Below are 18,535 nucleotides of genomic sequence, written 5' to 3'. Positions count from 1 at the left end.
CTTCTGAATTAAAATTAGCCATAAAAAACACCCCGTAAAAGTTAGATTGATGTCTAACTTTTACGGGGCAGTTCAAAAAGGTACTCGCGTTTTGCTTTTTATACTTCCATGATAATAGGCAGAATCATCGGGCGCCTTTTGGTTCTTTCGTACAAGAAAGGTCCGAGTGTATCTGTAACTTGATTTTTAATTTCAGACCATTGTGTAGTCTTACGCGCCATGATCTTGTTCAAATGCTGTGTGATAAGGTTCTGAGCTTCGTTAATCAGATCTCCTGATTCACGCATATAGACGAACCCGCGGGAAATGATATCCGGTCCAGCAGCAATTTTGAACTCTTTCATATTGATGCTGACAACGACAATCACAAGGCCTTCTTCTGAAAGAATACGACGGTCGCGCAGGACGATATTTCCAATGTCCCCAATTCCGCTACCATCTATATAGACATTGCCTGAAGGTACCTTGCCGGCAACGGTCGCGCTATCCTGAGTAAGTGCCAGCACTTCACCGTTGTCCATGATAAAGCAATTTTCCTCCAAGACACCGCAATCCACAGCCGTTTGTACATGTGTTCGCTGCATGCGGTATTCTCCGTGGATTGGCATAAAGAACTTAGGTTTCATTAATCTGAGCATTAATTTTTGTTCTTCTTGTCCACCATGGCCAGATGTATGAATATTACTTAAAGGACCATGAATGACATCGGCTCCAGCACGGAATAACATATTAATGGTGCGTGATACACTAACCGTATTACCTGGTATTGGTGATGATGAGAATACAACTGTATCACCAGGATTAATCTGGATTTGTCTGTGAGTACCATTTGCAATTCTGGATAAGGCAGCCATCGGTTCACCCTGTGAACCTGTACAAAGAATTGTTACTTCGTTTGCTGGTAATCTGTTTAATTGCTGAGTATCAATAAATGTTTCTTTTGGTGCGGTAATATAACCAAGTTGAAGTCCTATTTCGATGGCATTTTCCATACTGCGACCAAAAACGGCTACTTTCCTGTTGTTTTGTACAGCTGCTTCTGTAACTTGCTGCAGGCGATGAATATTAGAAGCAAAGGTTGCGAAAATAATGCGTCCTTCTACTTTTCGGAATATATCATGTATACTTTCGCCAACTTTACGCTCAGACATAGTGAAATTAGGAATTTCACTATTCGTACTGTCTGAGAGAAGGCATAGAACACCTTCTTGACCGATTTCAGCCATTTTGGTTAAATTGGCAGGTTCTCCAACCGGAGTAAAGTCGAACTTGAAATCACCGGTATGTACGATATTGCCTTGTGGAGTTTTTACCACAATGCCGTATGCATCCGGGATACTGTGAGTAGTACGATAGAAAGTAACAGAAGTTTTCCGGAACTTGATTACATCGTCCTCTTTAATTTCATGGATAATGGCTTGTCTAAGTAAACCGTGTTCTTCTAATTTCTTCTTTACTAATCCAATTGCCAATTTGCCACCATAAAGTGGAATATTGACTTGCTTTAGTAAATAAGGTATCCCGCCAATATGATCCTCATGACCATGAGTAATAAACAAACCTTTAATCTTGTCCGCGTTTTTAACGATATAGGAATAATCCGGTATGACATAATCTATGCCAAGTAATTCATCCTCCGGAAACTTTATCCCAGCGTCAATTAGGATAATTTCATCCTGGAATTGAACGCCATATGTGTTTTTGCCGATTTCGCCTAGCCCTCCGAGGGCGAAAACAGCTGTTTGATCGTTCTTGACAAATTTCATATATTATTTGGTCTCCATAATACGGAAATCCGGATTTTGTTTTTCAAATTCCAAATATTCATCTTTAAGAACTTGAACAAATTCAATATTGTATGGAAGGCTTTTTAACTTTTGACGGACATCTCTTTCCGATTCCCCTTCAACGTAAATAGATTTAGTATTTTCGCGAACGGGTGTCTCTGCTGCGTTCTCCTGAAAAAAAACTTTAAAAATCATGTAAATCTCTCCTAACTTACTCTTGTAAAATTTATAAATAAAGAGGTGGCAAGGAGCAACAACCAGGCCACCTTATCTATTGATATTCATCTTTGACTGTCGGTCTAAACAGTTCAGCATCTCTATTATAAGAAAATTTCCTAACATTTGCATGTTTAAACAATTTTCAATAAGGACTGTTATCTACTTTACCGTATAGAATAAGCCCTCCGCAAGGATATTTGAAGGGCTTTTCAAAAAATTATGCAATTGATTTCCTGCCCATCAGGTCTTTCCATTGTTTGAGAAGCTTTTTTCTGAGCTTTTTTAACATGGCTGACCATCTCCTTTATCTATTATTTTAATGGTAATTTAGCGTTTGGTAAATATGCATGCGAGATATAAGCACCTAAACGTAAAATAAATTTATCGTCCCACTTATAAATAGTATATGCTTGGATTCAAAAGCTTATATTGTAATTTATTGACATTCGCGCCTGATTCTTAATCTAAGTATAACTAATTTCTTTTACCGTTACTAATTTTCCTGAATAGCCAAGTTAACAAATCCCGCTATTTTCCTGTTGTGGAGATTCCTCATGCAGAAGTTTGCTATTTATTATGATAGTATGATTGTAAATAATAATACGTTAAAAATAGTATTGCGCATCTGGGAGGAAATGTTTATGGGGAAAATTGTATTTTTTGACATTGATGGGACACTTCTAAATTCTGAAAAGAAATTACCGGAATCCACTAAGGAAGCAATCCATTTACTAAAAAAAAATGGGACATACGTTGCAATTGCAACAGGAAGGGCACCTTTCATGTTCAGTCATCTTATTCATGAACTGGAAATCGACTCTTTTGTTAGCTTTAATGGCCAATATGTAGTTTTTGAGCATGAGATGATTTATAAAAACCCTCTATCTCCATCTCAATTAGAAAAATTAACGAGTGAAGCAAAGGCGAATGGGCATTCCATGATCTATATGAATGAGAAAACAATGAAAGCCAACGTTACACATGATCCATTAATAGAAGAGAGTATGGGATCTCTTCATTTTCCACATCCTGAGGAAAAGGGAGACTTTTATAAAAATCATGAAATTTACCAAGCTCTTTTATTTTGTGAGGAACATCATACGCCTCTTTATGAAGGGAACTATTCGGATCTGCAATTTATACGCTGGCATCCATATGCAATGGATGTAGTACCAAATGGAGGGTCAAAAGCTAAAGGAATTGAGTATGTGATTGAGCGCAAGGGATTCTCTATGGATGAGGTTTATGCTTTTGGAGATGGATTAAATGATTTAGAGATGATTAAGGCAGCCGGTACCGGTGTGGTTATGGGAAATGGCGTATCGCTGTTAAAGAAAGAAGCGGACTTTATTACAAAAAGTGTAGATTTAGATGGGATTTATTATGGTTTAAAGGAATTAAAGCTTATATAAATTTATTGAGTGATCATCAACTGACCAGACATAAAAGACTTCGGATAGGGTAGAGCGGTGTAGCAATCAATAAGTGAACAAAAAAAGACTGTAGACCACCCTAAATAGGAAAAATGTCTACAGTCTCAGCCGGTGATTAATCACCGGTTTTTATTTTTCAATGGCTACCGCATTGTCTAAGTGGGCAAATGGATCTTTAGGATTTATATGATCATAGAACATAACTCCATTTAAATGATCAATTTCATGCTGAATAATAATGGCCATCATACCACTTAACCTTAAAGTGATCTCTTCCCCCTCAAGCGTATAAGCATGTACTTTTACTTTATTGTAACGGGGAACATAGCCTGGTATGGCACGATCTACTGATAAACAACCTTCTCCAGCACTCAAATAAGCCTTCTGAACAGAATGGCTAATAATTTTTGGATTAAAGAGGGAATAGCTATGGAGCTTATTTTTATCGTCTGTAGCGTGAATAGCAATCATTCGTTTTGAAATATTAATTTGAGGAGCTGCCAGTCCAACCCCAGGACGTAGACCGTATTTTTCTGCTTTTACTGGATCCTGGCTGTTTTGTACATATTCCATTAAGCTTTTGAGAATTTCCTGGTCTTCTTTGGAAGGCGGAATTTGTACTTCCTCCGCTCTTTTGCGTAGAGTAGGGTGTCCTTCTCTAATAATATCTTGCATTGTAATCATTATTTCACCTCATAAAACTGTCCATTTATACTTTATAGTCTATCAAACCTTGCATAAAAAGTTAATTAAGACTTCTGCAATCTTAACAAACATGTATGGGGTCTAATAGCCTTATTAATCTTTACGTAGTACTGTATTTTAAGTTTGGGAATTAATCAATAGCCATCATACAACAATATATGACCTTATATCCAGATTACTAAGTGATTTCGGGGGTATTACTCCTATTATATATGTTATTTGTTGTCAAAATATTTCCATTTCGTTATAGTAAAGTAGGGATAGATAGGAGTGCTAATCATGGAAAAATACAAAAAAATTATTACACTTACAGGAATATTAGTAGTAATCCTTGCATTAACAGGATGTCTAAACAATAGCAGTCCGGAAGAGAAAATTTATGATACTCTGGAAGAAGTGGCTGCATTGGAGGAAGACTTCCAAAAACAACAAGAGCCGCTTCAAAAGCTAGAGGAAGAAGATAATGAACTGTACGGCAAGATTATACAACTGGGTATGAAAGAAATAGAAGAAATACAATCATTATCAAATGATGCCATCAAAGGAATAGAAGAAAGACAAGCGTTAATGAAAAAGGAAAAAGCAGCTATTGATAAGGCTAAGGAACAATTTAAGGGTTTCAATGACCATATAAACGATCTTGAAGACTCTTCCTTAAAAGCAAAAGCGAATGAATTAAAGGATACAATGACGAACAGATATAAGGAGTATGATGAACTGTATAAACATTATACAAAGAGTCTTACACAGGAGAATGAGTTATACACACTCTTTAAAAAAGAGGATGTAACCAAAGAAGATCTACAGAAACAAATTGAGGTAATTAATGAAACGTATAATTCACTAATGAACTCAAATAAAAAATTTAATGACTTAACGAATGAATATAATGAACAAAAGATTGCTTTCTACAAAAGCGCAAAACTAGATGTTGATACAGAATAAGAAAAAGCCATCAGGAGTGATGGCTTTTTTTATAGAAGTTCTAGGTTGGCGTTAAATCATTTTGATACGTTTTGGTATGTTTTGTTAAGTAATCAAAGCTAATTGATTTTTTAGAAACATCGGGTATGATTAGTTTTATTATAATTTTAAAATGGTTATTTAGTTTTTATACTTTTTGGATTGTCTGTTCAATACAGTTATTTGTTTTGTCTATATTACTATAGGGGATTATAAATACAGAAAGTTCATCTTTGTAAGCGCTTTTTCTACAATCTGTATTAGTATAAAAAAATATTACTGTATAACAGTTTGTTTTTGTTGAAAGTTTGTGAAAATGTTTACATACTCGAAACATATAAATTGACGGCAATTATTTAAATCGTGTAAACTGAAACCGTTGATACAGTTGTACTACTTTTTTATCCAGAGAAAACTAATACAGTTATCTAATGGTTTAGGTATGGAAAACTGGCATTATGATAATTTAAAGATGGATATTTAACCATTTATAGAAAGGAAGATGTGAATCCTATGGCTTCTAAACAACAAAAAGTCCTTTTTGAGGCAGAGAAGCAGTTGGAAAGCGTAAGCGACCAGTTCAAGACGTTGCAAATTTTAAATGAAGAGGGAGAAGTCGTAAATAAATCAGCTATGCCTGATTTAAGCGATGAACAGCTTCAAGAATTAATGAGAAGAATGGTTTACACTCGTATTCTTGATCAACGCTCAATCTCTTTAAATAGACAAGGTCGTCTTGGTTTCTATGCTCCGACAGCTGGACAAGAAGCTTCACAATTGGCATCTCAATTTGCTTTGGAAAAAGAAGATTTCATTTTACCTGGTTACCGAGATGTACCACAAATGATTTGGCATGGTCTTCCATTGACACAAGCATTCTTGTTCTCCCGTGGACATTTTGCTGGAAATCAAATTCCTGCAGATGTTAATGTGATCTCCCCACAAATCATTATTGGTGCACAATATATCCAATGTGCAGGTGTAGCTCTTGGTATGAAGAAAAATGGAGCAAAATCTGTTGCAATCACATACACAGGTGACGGCGGTGCTTCCCAAGGTGATTTCTACGAAGGAATTAACTTTGCTGGTGCATTTAAAGCTCCTGCAATCTTTATCGTTCAAAATAACCGCTTTGCGATTTCTACACCGGTTGAAAAACAATCAGCTGCTAAAACAATCGCTCAAAAAGCAATGGCTGCCGGTATCCCAGGTATTCAGGTAGACGGTATGGATCCATTGGCTGTTTACACAGCAGTTAAAGAGGCACGCGAAAGAGCAATCAATGGAGAAGGTCCTACTTTAATTGAAACTTTAACTTATCGTTATGGTCCACATACAATGGCTGGTGATGACCCAACACGTTACCGTACAGCTGACCTTGATAACGAGTGGGAGAAAAAAGATCCACTTGTTCGTTTCCGTAAATTCCTAGAAGGAAAAGGACTATGGAGCGAAGAGAAAGAAAATGAAGTAATTGAACAAGCAAAAGAAGATATCAAAGTTGCTATTAAAGAAGCGGATAATACTCCAAAACAAAAAGTAACTGATTTAATTATGAATATGTATGAAGAGCTTCCATACAACCTAGAAGAACAATATGAAATTTACAAAGAAAAGGAGTCGAAATAAGCCATGGCCCAAATGACGATGATTCAAGCCATCACTGATGCATTACGTACTGAAATGCGTAATGATCCTAAAGTTCTCGTTTTTGGTGAGGACGTAGGAGTAAACGGTGGTGTCTTCCGTGCTACTGAAGGATTACAAAAGGAGTTTGGAGAAGACCGCATCTTTGATACCCCTTTAGCTGAATCTGGTATTGGTGGATTGGCAATTGGACTTGGATTGCAAGGATTCCGTCCTGTTCCTGAAATCCAATTCTTCGGCTTTGTATTCGAAGTTATGGACTCTATTGCTGGTCAAATGGCTCGTATGAGATATCGCTCCGGTGGTACTTATACTTCACCAATTACAATCCGTTCACCATTTGGTGGTGGTGTACATACACCAGAGATGCACGCAGACAGCCTTGAAGGTTTAATGGCTCAAACACCAGGTGTAAAAGTGGTTATTCCATCTACACCTTATGATGCAAAAGGTTTGTTAATCTCTGCTATCCGTGATAACGATCCGGTAATCTTCTTAGAACACATGAAATTATACCGTTCTTTCCGTCAAGAAGTACCTGAAGGAGAATATACAATTCCATTAGGTAAAGCTGACGTGAAACGTGAAGGTACTGATCTTTCTATTATTACTTATGGCGCAATGGTTCAGGAATCACTTAAAGCTGCAGAGCAACTTGAAAAAGAAGGTGTATCTGCAGAAGTAATCGATTTAAGAACAATCAGTCCGCTTGATATTGATACAATTATTGCATCTGTTGAGAAAACTGGACGTGCAATTGTTGTACAAGAAGCACAAAAACAAGCAGGTATTGCTGCTCAAGTTGTTGCAGAAATCAACGACCGTGCAATTCTAAGCCTGGAAGCACCAGTATTGCGTGTAACTGCACCTGATACAGTATTTGCATTCTCTCAAGCAGAGCCTATATGGTTGCCAAATCATAAAGATGTACTTGAAACTGCAAAAAAAGTTTTAGAATTTTAACATAACAGGGGATGCTTTAGTAGCATTTTCTGACTAACACAACATAACTTTAAAAACTGAAAAGAAAGAGGAGGATGAAAAGCTATGGCTTTTAAATTTAAACTCCCGGATATCGGCGAAGGTATACATGAAGGCGAAATAGTAAAATGGTTTATTAAACCAGGTGATAAAGTACAGGAAGATGACGTACTTTGTGAAGTGCAAAACGACAAATCTGTTGTTGAAATTCCATCTCCAGTAGAAGGTACTGTTCAAGAAGTATTAGTTGAAGAAGGTACTGTAGCAGTAGTCGGTGATGTACTTGTAACTTTTGATGCACCAGGCTATGAAGATGTACAATTTAAAGGTGATGAGCATGGTGAAGAAAAAACTGAAGCTCAAGTTCAATCTACGTTAGAAAGCGGACAAGATCTTAAGAAAGATGCAGCTGCTCCAGCTAACTCAGATACTCCAACAGGTGCAGGTTCACAACCACAAGCAGAAGAAACTGCAAGTGAACGTGTAATCGCTATGCCATCTGTTAGAAAATTTGCTAGAGAAAACGGTGTGGATATCCACAAGGTTACAGGCACAGGCAAAAATGGCCGTGTATTAAAAGAAGATATCCAAGCATTTATGAATGGTGGACAAGAAAGTGCGTCAGTACAAGAAGCTCCTGCTGCCAAAGAAGATGCTAAACCAGCTGCAGCTGCTATTCCTGCAGGAGAATATCCTGAAACTCGTGAAAAAATGAGTGGAATTCGTAAAGCTATTTCTAAAGCGATGGTTAACTCTAAACATACAGCTCCACACGTTACATTGATGGACGAAGTAGATGTGACTAAATTGGTTGCTCATAGAAAGAAATTCAAAGAAGTTGCAGCTGAAAAAGGAATTAAGCTAACATTCCTTCCTTATGTTGTAAAAGCTTTGACGAGCGCATTAAGAGAGTATCCAGCATTAAATACATCCCTTGATGATGCTACACAAGAAATCATCCATAAACATTACTACAATATCGGTATCGCAGCTGATACTGAAAAAGGACTTCTTGTACCTGTAGTTAAAGATGCAGATCGTAAATCTATGTTTGCTATCTCTAATGAAATCAACACACTTGCTGGAAAAGCTCGTGATGGTAAATTAGCTCCTAATGAAATGAAGGGTGCTTCTTGCACAATTTCAAATATTGGTTCTGCCGGTGGACAATGGTTCACACCAGTTATTAACCACCCAGAAGTTGCGATTCTTGGAATCGGACGTATTGCAGAAAAACCAATCGTTCGTGATGGTGAAATTGTAGCTGCTCCTGTATTATCATTATCTTTAAGCTTTGACCACCGTATGATTGATGGAGCTACTGGTCAAAATGCATTAAATCACATTAAACGTTTATTAAATGATCCAGAATTATTATTGATGGAGGGATAAGACATGGTAGTTGGGGATTTTCCAATTGAAACAGATACTATAGTAATCGGTTCTGGTCCAGGAGGTTACGTGGCAGCAATCCGTGCTGCGCAACTTGGACAAAAAGTAACAATCGTTGAAAAAGGAGACCTTGGAGGCGTATGTTTAAATGTTGGATGTATTCCTTCCAAAGCCTTAATCACTGCAGGTCACCGTTATCATGATGCCAAACATTCTGAAGATCTTGGTATCACTGCTGAAAACGTAAAAGTAGACTTCTCTAAAGTTCAAGCCTGGAAAGGTACTGTAGTAGAAAAATTAACAAGTGGCGTTGGCGGATTACTTAAAGGTAATAAAGTGGACATCGTTAAAGGTGAAGCTTACTTTGTAGACGCTAATAACATCCGTGTTATGACTGAAAATAGCGCTCAAACATATACATTTAAAAACGCTATTATCGCAACAGGCTCTAGACCGATTGAATTACCGACATTTAAATATTCTGATCGTGTCATTCATTCCACTGGTGCTTTAAACCTTGATCATATCCCTGCAAGCATGGCTATTATCGGTGGTGGAGTAATTGGAGTTGAGCTTGGTTCTGTATATGCTAACTTTGGTACTAAAGTAACCATTCTAGAAGGTATGGACGAAATCTTGGCTGCTTTCGAAAAACCAATGTCTTCTATCGTTAAACGTAACTTGAAGAAGAAAGATGTAGATATCTTCACAAAAGTTAAAGCTAAAGGCGTGGAAGAAACTAAAAATGGCGTAATTGTTACTTACGAAGAAAAAGGCGAAGAGAAAAAAGTAGAAGCTGAATATCTATTAGTAACAGTTGGAAGAAAGCCTAATACTGATGAAATTGGTTTAGAGCAAGTCGGAATTGAATTAGATGAAAGAGGCTTTATCAAAACCGATAAACAATGCCGTACATCTGTAAGTAACATTTTTGCGATTGGTGATATCATCTCTGGCCCTCAATTAGCTCATAAGGCTTCTTATGAAGGTAAAATCGCTGCTGAAGTTATTTCAGGACATGCAGCTGAGATTGATTATCTTGGTATTCCTGCAGTTGTATTCTCTGAACCGGAACTTGCAACAGTTGGTTATACTGAAGCTCAAGCAAAAGAAGAAGGCTTAGAGATCGTTGCTGCTAAATTCCCATTTGCAGCAAACGGACGTGCTTTAGCATTAAATTCTGCCGAAGGATTTATGAAGTTAATTACACGCAAAGAAGACGGATTAGTAATCGGTTCTCAAATTGCTGGACCTGGTGCTTCTGATATGATTGCAGAGCTTGGCCTTGCAATTGAAGCTGGAATGACTGCTGAAGACATCGCTATGACTATTCATGCTCACCCTACATTGGGAGAAATCACAATGGAAGCAGCAGAAGTTGCGATGGGAAGTCCAATCCACATTATTAAATAAATAATTATTTTTACACCCCTTTCCTTTTTGGATAGGGGTGTTTTATTTTGTCGGTAAAGTGGTAAAATATAGGATAAGGTTGTCGAAAGGTGGAATTTCATGAGATATGCTATAGCGTTGCTTACATCTATGGTTCTGTTGCTATCTGGTTGCGGAGAAGAAGAGAAGGCGAAAGAAGATACACCTGAGAAAAGTGTAGAACAGACACAATCGAATCAGGGAACAAAGCCTAATAAAGCTGAAATTAACAAAGAGGTACCTAAAGAAACAGCAGCGAAGCCGATAGAAGAGATTTCACAAAACTATCAGGTCAATCTAACAAATTGGAAAATTGAACCTATAGAAGATGGTGAGAAAAAAGTAGCTCTATTAACCATCGATGATGCGCCGGATCAATATAGTTTAGCAATGGCTAAAAAATTAAAAGAAATGAATGCCTCTGCTATATTTTTTGTTAACGGGCATTTTTTGGAGTCGGATGCGCAAAAAAAGATATTAAAGAAAATCTATGATATGGGATTTGAAATCGGTAACCATACATACAGCCATGCCGTCCTGCCAGAATTGGATGAAGAGACGCAAAGAGAAGAAATCATTAAAGTGAATGACATGGTGGAAGATATTACCGGGGAAAAGCCCAGGTTTTTTAGAGCTCCATATGGGCAAAATACAGAGTTCTCCAAACAAATAGCCAAAGAAGAAAAAATGCAGTTAATGAATTGGACAATAGGATACGATTGGGAAAAACAGTACCAAGATAAGGACGCTTTAGTGAAAATTATGCTCACTAGCAAAGAATTGTATCCGGGAGCAAACCTGCTTATGCATGACCGTAAATGGACTAATGAGGCAATGCCGGAATTAGTTGAAGGATTACGTGCAATGGGGTATAGGGTGATAAATCCTCGTGAAATAAAGTCTTTTTAATGAAAAAGTTCTGATGCTGGGATATAAGTATTTCAGTCAATGATAAATCCGACCTATTAGGTGATATTTTAATAAATATTTCGCCTAATAGGTCGGATTTTTATTTGTTTTAAATAGATTGGTTACTTCTGTATATTAAACTTAGTGGAATGGAGCGGAAGCCACCGACTCCTGCGGGAAGTAACGGAGGCTAAAGCCTTCCTCCCCGCGGAAAGCGAGTGGCTGAAGCGCGCAATGGAACGAACGGCAAAATCAGATTTGTCCAACTAATTTGCTGGATAGATGATTCATGATTTTAAGACTTTTAAGACAGCTATATCTACTAAGTAGCTAGATCATCACGATTAGATACATAAAGGTTATAAGCCGTCTAAAATACCAATATAAAGAGGCTCTACTTTTTTAGATTATAATGGATGATTCTCCCGTTAAATAAATGAAGCTCCCCTTTTAATTTCTTTGATAAAAATTTTGCAAACTCATTAGCCTTCGATTTATCACCAATTGTAGAGTGTTGAGATAAACTGATTTGGATATAAGGGACTCTTTGATCATTTTCATCAGGGGTTTGTATATATTCATAATCCACTCCAATGCCTATCATGTGATAGTCCTTTTCCTCTGAGTATAAATAAAACCAATTATGTTTCCCTTCGTCTGTTTCTTTCAAAATATAAGGAAATGCAGTTTTACTATAATCCCATGCTAATTGTTCGGATGTATGTGAGATTGATTGTCTATAATGATTGATTAATTGTTTAATGTCCTCAATAGTAATGTCATCTTTTATGGATCCCTTCATTTTTATGAACGTTGATAAAGTCATAGGAACCTCCCTGAATGAATTCATTTTAATTAGTTTATCATTACCTGAAAATGGATAACAAGTGAAAGTGAAAACGCTTTACTTGTTTTGTAAATGAGTTTAATTTCGGTAATGGAGGAATTCATGGATAAAATTATTAGAATAATAGCCGATATAACCGTTTATATATTGATATTACACTTACTGATACATATGAAGGATAAGAGTGTCCAATTGTCATATTAATAATATATTATACACAATTAAACGAAAAATATTTTAATGTGACATACAATTTAGGCTTGAAATATATAATGAGTTATACTATTATTAGTTTATGGAATTAAAACGCTTTCTTGGAAGGTGTTTACATTTAAAAAAGGAGATGAAATGAATGGGTACAATCGTATGTACAGGATGCAACAATACAATCGATCATTTTGAAGATGAAAAAGTAACAGTATTGTATGCAACATGCACTGATTGCCACAGTTGTGATCAAGAATAGTCACTAGACCAAAACCGGTTCATTTCAAAAACTATAATCATTTAATCTTGAAAACTATAAAAAGTAAACATTAGCGATGACAACCTTCAATTAACAGGGGTTGTCTTTTTTAAATTTACTCGCATGAACACGGTGTATTCTTTATCTATTCTTTATATGATAAATTAATGATACACAAATGATTGGCATCACTTCCTAATTAAGAAGCGAATCAAATAATGCAGTTGTGTGAGAGCAATCATAACGACAAAGGAGGGTGTTTTATGTGGAAAACACGTGTAACAGAATTGCTCGGCATAGAGCTGCCAATAATTCAAGGGGGTCTGGCATATCTAGCCTATGCTGACTTGGCAGCAGCCGTTTCAAAAGCAGGTGGACTTGGCCAAATTACAGCTATGTCATTGAGCAGTCCTGAGGATTTAGCTAATGAAATTGATAAGGTCCGTTCTATGACTTCTTCTCCGTTTGGAGTTAATTTTGCAATTGGTAACCACGGAAAATCCTATAAAGAATTTGTTCAAGTGGTACTTTCCAAAGGAGTTAAAGTTGTTTCTGTTACAGGGGGAAACCCGAAGGAATTTTTAGAGATGTTTAAGGGTACTGGAGTAAAAACACTCGTATTGACTGCAGGGGTAAGGCATGCTATGAAAGCTGAAGAACTTGGAGCAGACGCAGTTATGGTGGTTGGTCATGAAGGTGGAGGCCATATAGGAAGAGATGAGTTGAGTACAATGGTTCTGGTACCTCAGACAGTCGATCATGTTTCCATCCCTGTTATTGCTGCTGGAGGAATCGGTGATGGAAGAGGTTTAATGGCAGCGCTGGCCCTGGGTGCTGAAGGTATAGAAATGGGGACAAGATTTATTACTACGAAAGAATGTATACATGCTCATGCCGCTTATAAGCAAGCAATCATAGATAGCTCTGAAAAGGACACAGTAGTGATTAAAAAGAGCTTGGGTGCTCCAGGACGAGCCATTCATAATCCGTATACGGATATTATCCTTGGAATGGAGAATAATAATTGTACATATGAGGATTTAAAAGATTATATTAGTGGTGAAAGAAACAAAGCATTTATATATAATGGAGATTCAGAAGCTGGTTTTGGTTGGGCTGGACAAGTTGTTGGTATAATTAAGGATGAGCCAACAGTAGAGCAATTGTTCAGTAGAATGCTAGCGGAAGCAGAAGTTATAAGAGAACGCTGGAAAGCAATTACAACATAAGAGGTGATACATATGGATTATCAATATCCGATTGATTATGAATGGTCCACTGATGAGATCGTAAAGGTCATATCTTTTTTTCAAGGAATCGAGAAAGCTTATGAGAACGGGATAGAAAGGGAACAGTTAATGAATCTTTACAATGAATTTAAACGAATTGTTCCTTCTAAGTCTGAGGAAAAGAAACTGTGCAATGAGTTTGAAGAAGTGAGTGGCTACTCTTCCTATCAAGTAATTAAGCGAGCAAAAAACAGTGCTAATGAAGGATTTATAAAAATAAGCCGATAAAGAACATTATCCCCTTTAGCATAGTGCTAAAGGGGGTGATGTTTTTTTCGAGTTTATTAGACATTGTACAGGGGTATTAAATGTACAAATACATCATGAATAATTTCAACTAATTGATCACCGGAAAGCTGAACAGCTTCCTCGCGTGGAATTTGATAGCCGCATAATAATTCAGCTTTCTTGACTGTTTGTAAACGATTAAACATACCGTTTAAGTCTTCGTTTGATAATGTACTGTGGGGAATAACTTCAGGCTTCATGTGATCAATAGACCACACGTAATCAGATGGGATAAGATTTTTTATCGTTTCAGTTTGGCTAGCCAATCGTTGTCCCTTTTGCGCTTTATCTTTGGCTTCATAAATAACTGCATACCAAATAAATAAATGGGTTTCCCACAGACCAATTTGAAAATGTGGCTGCATTTTGTAACCGCGTGGATTGGATGAAAAAGATATCCATGTATCATTCGGCGGGTTAATCGTACGACGAGCATGCTTTGCAATATGGGGATACATTGGATCTTGTGTTAAAACAGATAATTCTTCTGTGAAAATCTGACTTAATGTTTCAAATTTGGGACGGATTAAGGTTTTGATTGCATCCATTCGTTGGTCGAGACCATCTATTGTAAATACATTAAAGTCTTCATTTGTGAAACCTTTTATAACCATATTTATTACCTCCTATTCTATCTTATTTTAGCATAAGAATGGAGGGGCCAAATAATATTATGCATATGTAACTAGGCCCTTGTCTATTTTGGTTGCAATAATCCCGAAATAACATACTATAGTACAAAGTACAATTAAATTTCTGAATTTTCTTAAAATAAATGCAAGGAGAGGATTTTTATGAAACAGGTAGTTAATCACAAATTGAAAGCACAAGAAGTCGAGAAACATAGAAAAGCAGTTCTCCGGATGGAACTGGATTATGAATTGGCTACCTTATATGAAGCTATTCAACAGGATGATGAAAAACAAAAAAATCGTTCTAAGCAAAAACTAGAAAGAATAAGAAAAGAACTTTTACGCTTAAAAGCACTTTAATAATGGATATTATTATATGTTTTTTTTGATTGATTAAGACGAACTGCATGTTCTCGTTCATGATGTTCGTCTTTTCTTGTTATTTGATTGTCTTAGAATTAAACTGGAATTAATATACATACTAATGAAAAGATTTTAATTGAGGTGGGAAAAATGGCAGATTGGTCCAACATTCATGATATGGCGGTTCAATGGATTAAAGAAGCAGGGGTAAAGATTATTAACTCATTTGAATCGATTTTAGATATTAACACAAAATCAAATGTAAATGATTTAGTCACTAATATGGATATGGAAATAGAGCAATTCTTCAAAGAAAGAATATCTGAACACTTTCCTACTCATCAAATTCTCGGTGAAGAAGGCTCTGGCCATGATTTACAGTCATTGGATGGAGTCGTTTGGATTATAGATCCTATAGACGGAACAATGAATTTTGTGCACCAGCAAAGAAATTTTGCGATATCAATAGGTATAATAGAAAATGGTATTGGAAAGATTGGGCTAATATATGATGTAGTCCATGATGAACTGTATCACAGTATAAAGGGAAAAGGAGCTTTTCTCAATGATAAGGAGATTCCTAAGATAAAGGAAGTTCCACTTCCTGAATCTATTGTAGGCTTAAATCCAATTTGGCTGACGGACAATAAAAAAATTGATAAGAATTTGACGGGAAGACTTGTCAAAGATATTAGAGGGACCAGGTCCTATGGATCTGCAGCCATTGAAATTGCCTATGTTGCTACTGGACGAATGAACGCTTATATATCCATGAGATTGGCGCCATGGGATTTTGCGGGTGGAGCCGTGATTATTGAAGAACTGGGTGGAAAAGTGACAGATTTGCAAGGCAACCCGATCCATTATCTTAGGAAGAGCTCATTCCTGGTGGCTTCGCCAGCTTTACATGGAGTGATTCTCGAGCAGTATTTATCATCCTAATGGCTATAAAAGAGAAAAAGCATCAGTATCTGATGCTTTTTTATTGCTTAAATTAGGATATTGCGGTAAAATTGTTTAGTTAAAAGAATAGTCTAAAGTTTTTCTCGCCAACGCTTTTTTAGTGTAAAGCCGCTACCCATAATGCCGATAAAAGCTAACAGGCATAGGGCAATGGCCACCGCACTTCCTTCAGCGATGGATATAGCAATTCCGCATAAACTTGTTACTGCGAGAACTGCTAGCAGCATAAATATAAATTTAATATTCATATGTAATCACCCCAATCTTCATATTCATTGTACACAATACGAATGCAGCTTTCTAGTTTCAGTATGTTATAATGACAAGGTTGGTTTCGATAAGCATAAAATCTGGGAGTTGAAATAGTTTGCAATACAGAAATGACGTCAAAAATATAGCGATTATCGCTCACGTTGACCATGGTAAAACTACTTTGGTCGATCAATTGTTAAAACAAGCAGGTACATTCCGTTCTAATGAACAAGTTGCTGAAAGAGCAATGGATTCCAATGATCTTGAAAGAGAGCGCGGTATTACAATTTTAGCGAAAAATACTGCCGTTAACTATAAGGATACACGTATTAACATATTGGATACACCTGGACACGCAGACTTCGGCGGAGAAGTAGAACGTATCATGAAAATGGTAGACGGTGTTCTTTTAATCGTTGATGCGTATGAAGGTTGTATGCCGCAAACCCGTTTTGTACTGAAAAAAGCATTAGAACAAAAACTTACGCCAATCGTTGTTGTTAACAAAATTGACCGTGACTTTGCTCGTCCTGAGGAAGTAATTGATGAAGTAATTGATTTGTTTATTGAATTGGGTGCTACTGAAGAACAATTGGAATTCCCGGTTGTTTACGCTTCAGCGATTAACGGTACCGCTTCTTTAAGCCCTGATGTGGCTGATCAGGAAGAAAATATGGAGTGTTTATTTGAATCAATCGTAGAAAATATTCCATCACCTGTAGACAATCGTGAAGAACCTCTGCAATTCCAGGTTGCTTTGCTGGATTATAGTGATTATTTAGGAAGAATTGGAATTGGCCGTGTTTTCCGTGGCACAATGAAAGTTGGACAACAAGTATCTTTAATGAAACTTGATGGAACCGCGAAAAATTTCCGCGTAACTAAAATATTCGGCTTCCAGGGATTAAAGCGTGTGGAAGTAGAAGAAGCATTACCGGGCGATTTGATTGCTGTCAGCGGTATGGAAGACATTAACGTAGGGGAAACAGTTTGCCCAGTTGATGTTCAGGAGCCGCTTCCAGTTCTGCGTATAGACGAGCCTACATTACAAATGACATTTGTAGTAAACAACAGTCCATTTGCAGGAAGAGAAGGTAAATGGGTAACATCACGTAAAATCGAAGAGCGTTTAATGAGCCAGCTCCAAACAGATGTAAGTTTACGTGTGGATCCTACTGATTCTCCGGATGCCTGGATTGTTTCCGGACGCGGAGAATTACATTTATCCATTCTTATCGAAAATATGCGCCGTGAAGGATATGAACTTCAAGTGTCTAAGCCTGAAGTAATCATCCGTGTTATTGATGGTGTTAAATGTGAACCTGTGGAACGCGTTCAAGTTGACATTCCTGAGGAATATACAGGTGCAATCATGGAATCATTAGGTGAAAGAAAAGGCGAAATGCTTGATATGGTCAATAACGGAAGCGGACAAGTACGTCTAGTATTTAATGTTCCTTCCCGTGGATTAATCGGGTATACAACTGAATTCTTAACATTAACACGTGGGTATGGTATTTTGAACCATACATTTGATTCCTATCAGCCTATGCAGGCAGGTCAGGTTGGCGGAAGAAGACAAGGTGTTCTTGTATCCATCGAGACAGGTAAAGCTACTCAATACGGTATCATTCAAATTGAAGACCGCGGCGTTATTTTCGTAGAGCCAGGTACTGAAATTTATGAAGGTATGATTGTTGGGGAACATAATCGTGAAAATGACTTAACTGTCAATATTGTTCGTGCTAAACAACAAACAAACGTTCGTTCCGCTACAAAAGATAATACAGTTACGATGAAAAAGCCGAGAATCATGTCACTTGAAGAGGCATTGGAATATTTAAATGATGATGAATACTGTGAAGTAACACCAGAATCCATTCGTTTACGTAAAAAGATTTTGGATAAAAACGAACGTGAAAAAGCAGCTAAGAAAAAGAAATTCGCTGAATAACTTTTACCTTTGGG

General features: G+C 37.0%; 19 protein-coding genes. 13 read left to right on the top strand and 6 right to left on the bottom strand.

Going from position 1 to position 18,535, the window contains the following annotated elements; genetic code table 11:
- Nucleotides 1-98: 98 nt before the first annotated feature.
- Nucleotides 99-1,766 (bottom strand): ribonuclease J1, encoded by a 1,668-nt coding sequence (rnjA, locus tag AC4D4A_RS11450; RefSeq protein ID WP_490996015.1) that lies wholly within the window; start codon nt 1,764-1,766, stop codon nt 99-101.
- A 3-nt stretch (nt 1,767-1,769) separates the two neighbouring features.
- Entirely contained in the window at nt 1,770-1,982 is a 213-nt protein-coding gene (locus tag AC4D4A_RS11445; protein WP_490996014.1) for a DNA-dependent RNA polymerase subunit epsilon, read from the bottom strand.
- A 665-nt stretch (nt 1,983-2,647) separates the two neighbouring features.
- On the opposite strand from AC4D4A_RS11445, the gene AC4D4A_RS11440 reads away from it, so the two are divergent.
- Nucleotides 2,648-3,418, top strand: coding sequence for a Cof-type HAD-IIB family hydrolase (locus tag AC4D4A_RS11440; RefSeq protein WP_490996013.1), 771 nt, complete (start codon nt 2,648-2,650; stop codon nt 3,416-3,418).
- A gap of 150 nt (nt 3,419-3,568) precedes the next feature.
- Here AC4D4A_RS11440 and def read toward each other — a convergent pair whose 3' ends face one another.
- Nucleotides 3,569-4,123, bottom strand: a complete 555-nt coding sequence (gene def, locus AC4D4A_RS11435) for a peptide deformylase (RefSeq protein ID WP_490996012.1) — start codon at nt 4,121-4,123, stop codon at nt 3,569-3,571.
- Nucleotides 4,124-4,423: 300 nt separating this feature from the next.
- On the opposite strand from def, the gene AC4D4A_RS11430 reads away from it, so the two are divergent.
- The 6 genes from AC4D4A_RS11430 (at nt 4,424) to AC4D4A_RS11405 (ending at nt 11,467) form a co-directional block, all read left to right on the top strand.
- Entirely contained in the window at nt 4,424-5,089 is a 666-nt protein-coding gene (locus AC4D4A_RS11430; protein ID WP_490996011.1) for a YkyA family protein, read from the top strand.
- A gap of 531 nt (nt 5,090-5,620) precedes the next feature.
- Nucleotides 5,621-6,736, top strand: a complete 1,116-nt coding sequence (pdhA, locus tag AC4D4A_RS11425; protein ID WP_490996010.1) for a pyruvate dehydrogenase (acetyl-transferring) E1 component subunit alpha — start codon at nt 5,621-5,623, stop codon at nt 6,734-6,736.
- Between the two features lie 3 nt (nt 6,737-6,739).
- Nucleotides 6,740-7,717, top strand: a complete 978-nt coding sequence (locus tag AC4D4A_RS11420; protein WP_066100851.1) for an alpha-ketoacid dehydrogenase subunit beta — start codon at nt 6,740-6,742, stop codon at nt 7,715-7,717.
- Between the two features lie 84 nt (nt 7,718-7,801).
- Nucleotides 7,802-9,127 carry a dihydrolipoamide acetyltransferase family protein gene (locus AC4D4A_RS11415; RefSeq protein ID WP_490996009.1) on the top strand — a complete coding sequence of 442 codons (1,326 nt, stop codon included), beginning with the start codon at nt 7,802-7,804 and terminating at the stop codon, nt 9,125-9,127.
- Between the two features lie 3 nt (nt 9,128-9,130).
- The gene (lpdA, locus tag AC4D4A_RS11410; protein WP_490996008.1) at nt 9,131-10,540 is read left to right on the top strand and encodes a dihydrolipoyl dehydrogenase; all 1,410 of its coding nucleotides are present in this window, start codon (nt 9,131-9,133) and stop codon (nt 10,538-10,540) included.
- 99 nt (nt 10,541-10,639) lie between these two features.
- The gene (locus tag AC4D4A_RS11405) at nt 10,640-11,467 is read left to right on the top strand and encodes a polysaccharide deacetylase family protein (RefSeq protein ID WP_490996007.1); all 828 of its coding nucleotides are present in this window, start codon (nt 10,640-10,642) and stop codon (nt 11,465-11,467) included.
- A 394-nt stretch (nt 11,468-11,861) separates the two neighbouring features.
- Here AC4D4A_RS11405 and AC4D4A_RS11400 read toward each other — a convergent pair whose 3' ends face one another.
- Entirely contained in the window at nt 11,862-12,293 is a 432-nt protein-coding gene (locus AC4D4A_RS11400) for a DUF1885 family protein (RefSeq protein ID WP_490996006.1), read from the bottom strand.
- Between the two features lie 373 nt (nt 12,294-12,666).
- On the opposite strand from AC4D4A_RS11400, the gene AC4D4A_RS11395 reads away from it, so the two are divergent.
- The 3 genes from AC4D4A_RS11395 (at nt 12,667) to AC4D4A_RS11385 (ending at nt 14,297) form a co-directional block, all read left to right on the top strand.
- Complete coding sequence (locus AC4D4A_RS11395; protein WP_490996005.1) at nt 12,667-12,780, top strand: GapA-binding peptide SR1P; 114 nt, start codon at nt 12,667-12,669, stop codon at nt 12,778-12,780.
- A gap of 263 nt (nt 12,781-13,043) precedes the next feature.
- Nucleotides 13,044-14,009: an NAD(P)H-dependent flavin oxidoreductase gene (locus AC4D4A_RS11390; protein ID WP_490996004.1), complete on the top strand. Its 966-nt coding sequence runs from the start codon at nt 13,044-13,046 to the stop codon at nt 14,007-14,009.
- A 12-nt stretch (nt 14,010-14,021) separates the two neighbouring features.
- Nucleotides 14,022-14,297 carry a UPF0223 family protein gene (locus tag AC4D4A_RS11385; RefSeq protein WP_490996003.1) on the top strand — a complete coding sequence of 92 codons (276 nt, stop codon included), beginning with the start codon at nt 14,022-14,024 and terminating at the stop codon, nt 14,295-14,297.
- A 56-nt stretch (nt 14,298-14,353) separates the two neighbouring features.
- Here AC4D4A_RS11385 and AC4D4A_RS11380 read toward each other — a convergent pair whose 3' ends face one another.
- Nucleotides 14,354-14,971 carry a DUF1054 domain-containing protein gene (locus AC4D4A_RS11380; protein WP_490996002.1) on the bottom strand — a complete coding sequence of 206 codons (618 nt, stop codon included), beginning with the start codon at nt 14,969-14,971 and terminating at the stop codon, nt 14,354-14,356.
- 180 nt (nt 14,972-15,151) lie between these two features.
- Between AC4D4A_RS11380 and AC4D4A_RS11375 the strand changes: the two genes are divergently transcribed.
- The gene (locus tag AC4D4A_RS11375) at nt 15,152-15,349 is read left to right on the top strand and encodes a YkzI domain-containing protein (protein ID WP_490996001.1); all 198 of its coding nucleotides are present in this window, start codon (nt 15,152-15,154) and stop codon (nt 15,347-15,349) included.
- A 153-nt stretch (nt 15,350-15,502) separates the two neighbouring features.
- The gene (locus tag AC4D4A_RS11370) at nt 15,503-16,294 is read left to right on the top strand and encodes an inositol monophosphatase family protein (RefSeq protein WP_490996000.1); all 792 of its coding nucleotides are present in this window, start codon (nt 15,503-15,505) and stop codon (nt 16,292-16,294) included.
- Nucleotides 16,295-16,386: 92 nt separating this feature from the next.
- Here AC4D4A_RS11370 and AC4D4A_RS11365 read toward each other — a convergent pair whose 3' ends face one another.
- The gene (locus tag AC4D4A_RS11365; RefSeq protein ID WP_490995999.1) at nt 16,387-16,563 is read right to left on the bottom strand and encodes a DUF5325 family protein; all 177 of its coding nucleotides are present in this window, start codon (nt 16,561-16,563) and stop codon (nt 16,387-16,389) included.
- Nucleotides 16,564-16,682: 119 nt separating this feature from the next.
- Between AC4D4A_RS11365 and typA the strand changes: the two genes are divergently transcribed.
- On the top strand, nt 16,683-18,521 hold the full coding sequence (gene typA / locus AC4D4A_RS11360) for a translational GTPase TypA (RefSeq protein ID WP_066100821.1): 1,839 nt from the start codon (nt 16,683-16,685) through the stop codon (nt 18,519-18,521).
- Nucleotides 18,522-18,535: the final 14 nt, after the last annotated feature.

The organism is Pradoshia sp. Z5_111 (genome assembly GCF_058267535.1).
The sequence above is the reverse complement of the archived record's forward strand: the minus strand, read 5'-3'. Positions and strand labels throughout refer to the sequence as shown.

Bases quoted from the DNA above. Each gene is read 5' to 3' on its own strand.
- rnjA (WP_490996015.1), bottom strand. From the start codon at position 1,766: ATGAAATTTGTCAAGAACGATCAAACAGCTGTTTTCGCCCTCGGAGGG.
- AC4D4A_RS11445 (WP_490996014.1), bottom strand. From the start codon at position 1,982: ATGATTTTTAAAGTTTTTTTTCAGGAGAACGCAGCAGAGACACCCGTT.
- AC4D4A_RS11440 (WP_490996013.1), top strand. From the start codon at position 2,648: ATGGGGAAAATTGTATTTTTTGACATTGATGGGACACTTCTAAATTCT.
- def (WP_490996012.1), bottom strand. From the start codon at position 4,123: ATGATTACAATGCAAGATATTATTAGAGAAGGACACCCTACTCTACGC.
- AC4D4A_RS11430 (WP_490996011.1), top strand. From the start codon at position 4,424: ATGGAAAAATACAAAAAAATTATTACACTTACAGGAATATTAGTAGTA.
- pdhA (WP_490996010.1), top strand. From the start codon at position 5,621: ATGGCTTCTAAACAACAAAAAGTCCTTTTTGAGGCAGAGAAGCAGTTG.
- AC4D4A_RS11420 (WP_066100851.1), top strand. From the start codon at position 6,740: ATGGCCCAAATGACGATGATTCAAGCCATCACTGATGCATTACGTACT.
- AC4D4A_RS11415 (WP_490996009.1), top strand. From the start codon at position 7,802: ATGGCTTTTAAATTTAAACTCCCGGATATCGGCGAAGGTATACATGAA.
- lpdA (WP_490996008.1), top strand. From the start codon at position 9,131: ATGGTAGTTGGGGATTTTCCAATTGAAACAGATACTATAGTAATCGGT.
- AC4D4A_RS11405 (WP_490996007.1), top strand. From the start codon at position 10,640: ATGAGATATGCTATAGCGTTGCTTACATCTATGGTTCTGTTGCTATCT.
- AC4D4A_RS11400 (WP_490996006.1), bottom strand. From the start codon at position 12,293: ATGACTTTATCAACGTTCATAAAAATGAAGGGATCCATAAAAGATGAC.
- AC4D4A_RS11395 (WP_490996005.1), top strand. From the start codon at position 12,667: ATGGGTACAATCGTATGTACAGGATGCAACAATACAATCGATCATTTT.
- AC4D4A_RS11390 (WP_490996004.1), top strand. From the start codon at position 13,044: ATGTGGAAAACACGTGTAACAGAATTGCTCGGCATAGAGCTGCCAATA.
- AC4D4A_RS11385 (WP_490996003.1), top strand. From the start codon at position 14,022: ATGGATTATCAATATCCGATTGATTATGAATGGTCCACTGATGAGATC.
- AC4D4A_RS11380 (WP_490996002.1), bottom strand. From the start codon at position 14,971: ATGGTTATAAAAGGTTTCACAAATGAAGACTTTAATGTATTTACAATA.
- AC4D4A_RS11375 (WP_490996001.1), top strand. From the start codon at position 15,152: ATGAAACAGGTAGTTAATCACAAATTGAAAGCACAAGAAGTCGAGAAA.
- AC4D4A_RS11370 (WP_490996000.1), top strand. From the start codon at position 15,503: ATGGCAGATTGGTCCAACATTCATGATATGGCGGTTCAATGGATTAAA.
- AC4D4A_RS11365 (WP_490995999.1), bottom strand. From the start codon at position 16,563: ATGAATATTAAATTTATATTTATGCTGCTAGCAGTTCTCGCAGTAACA.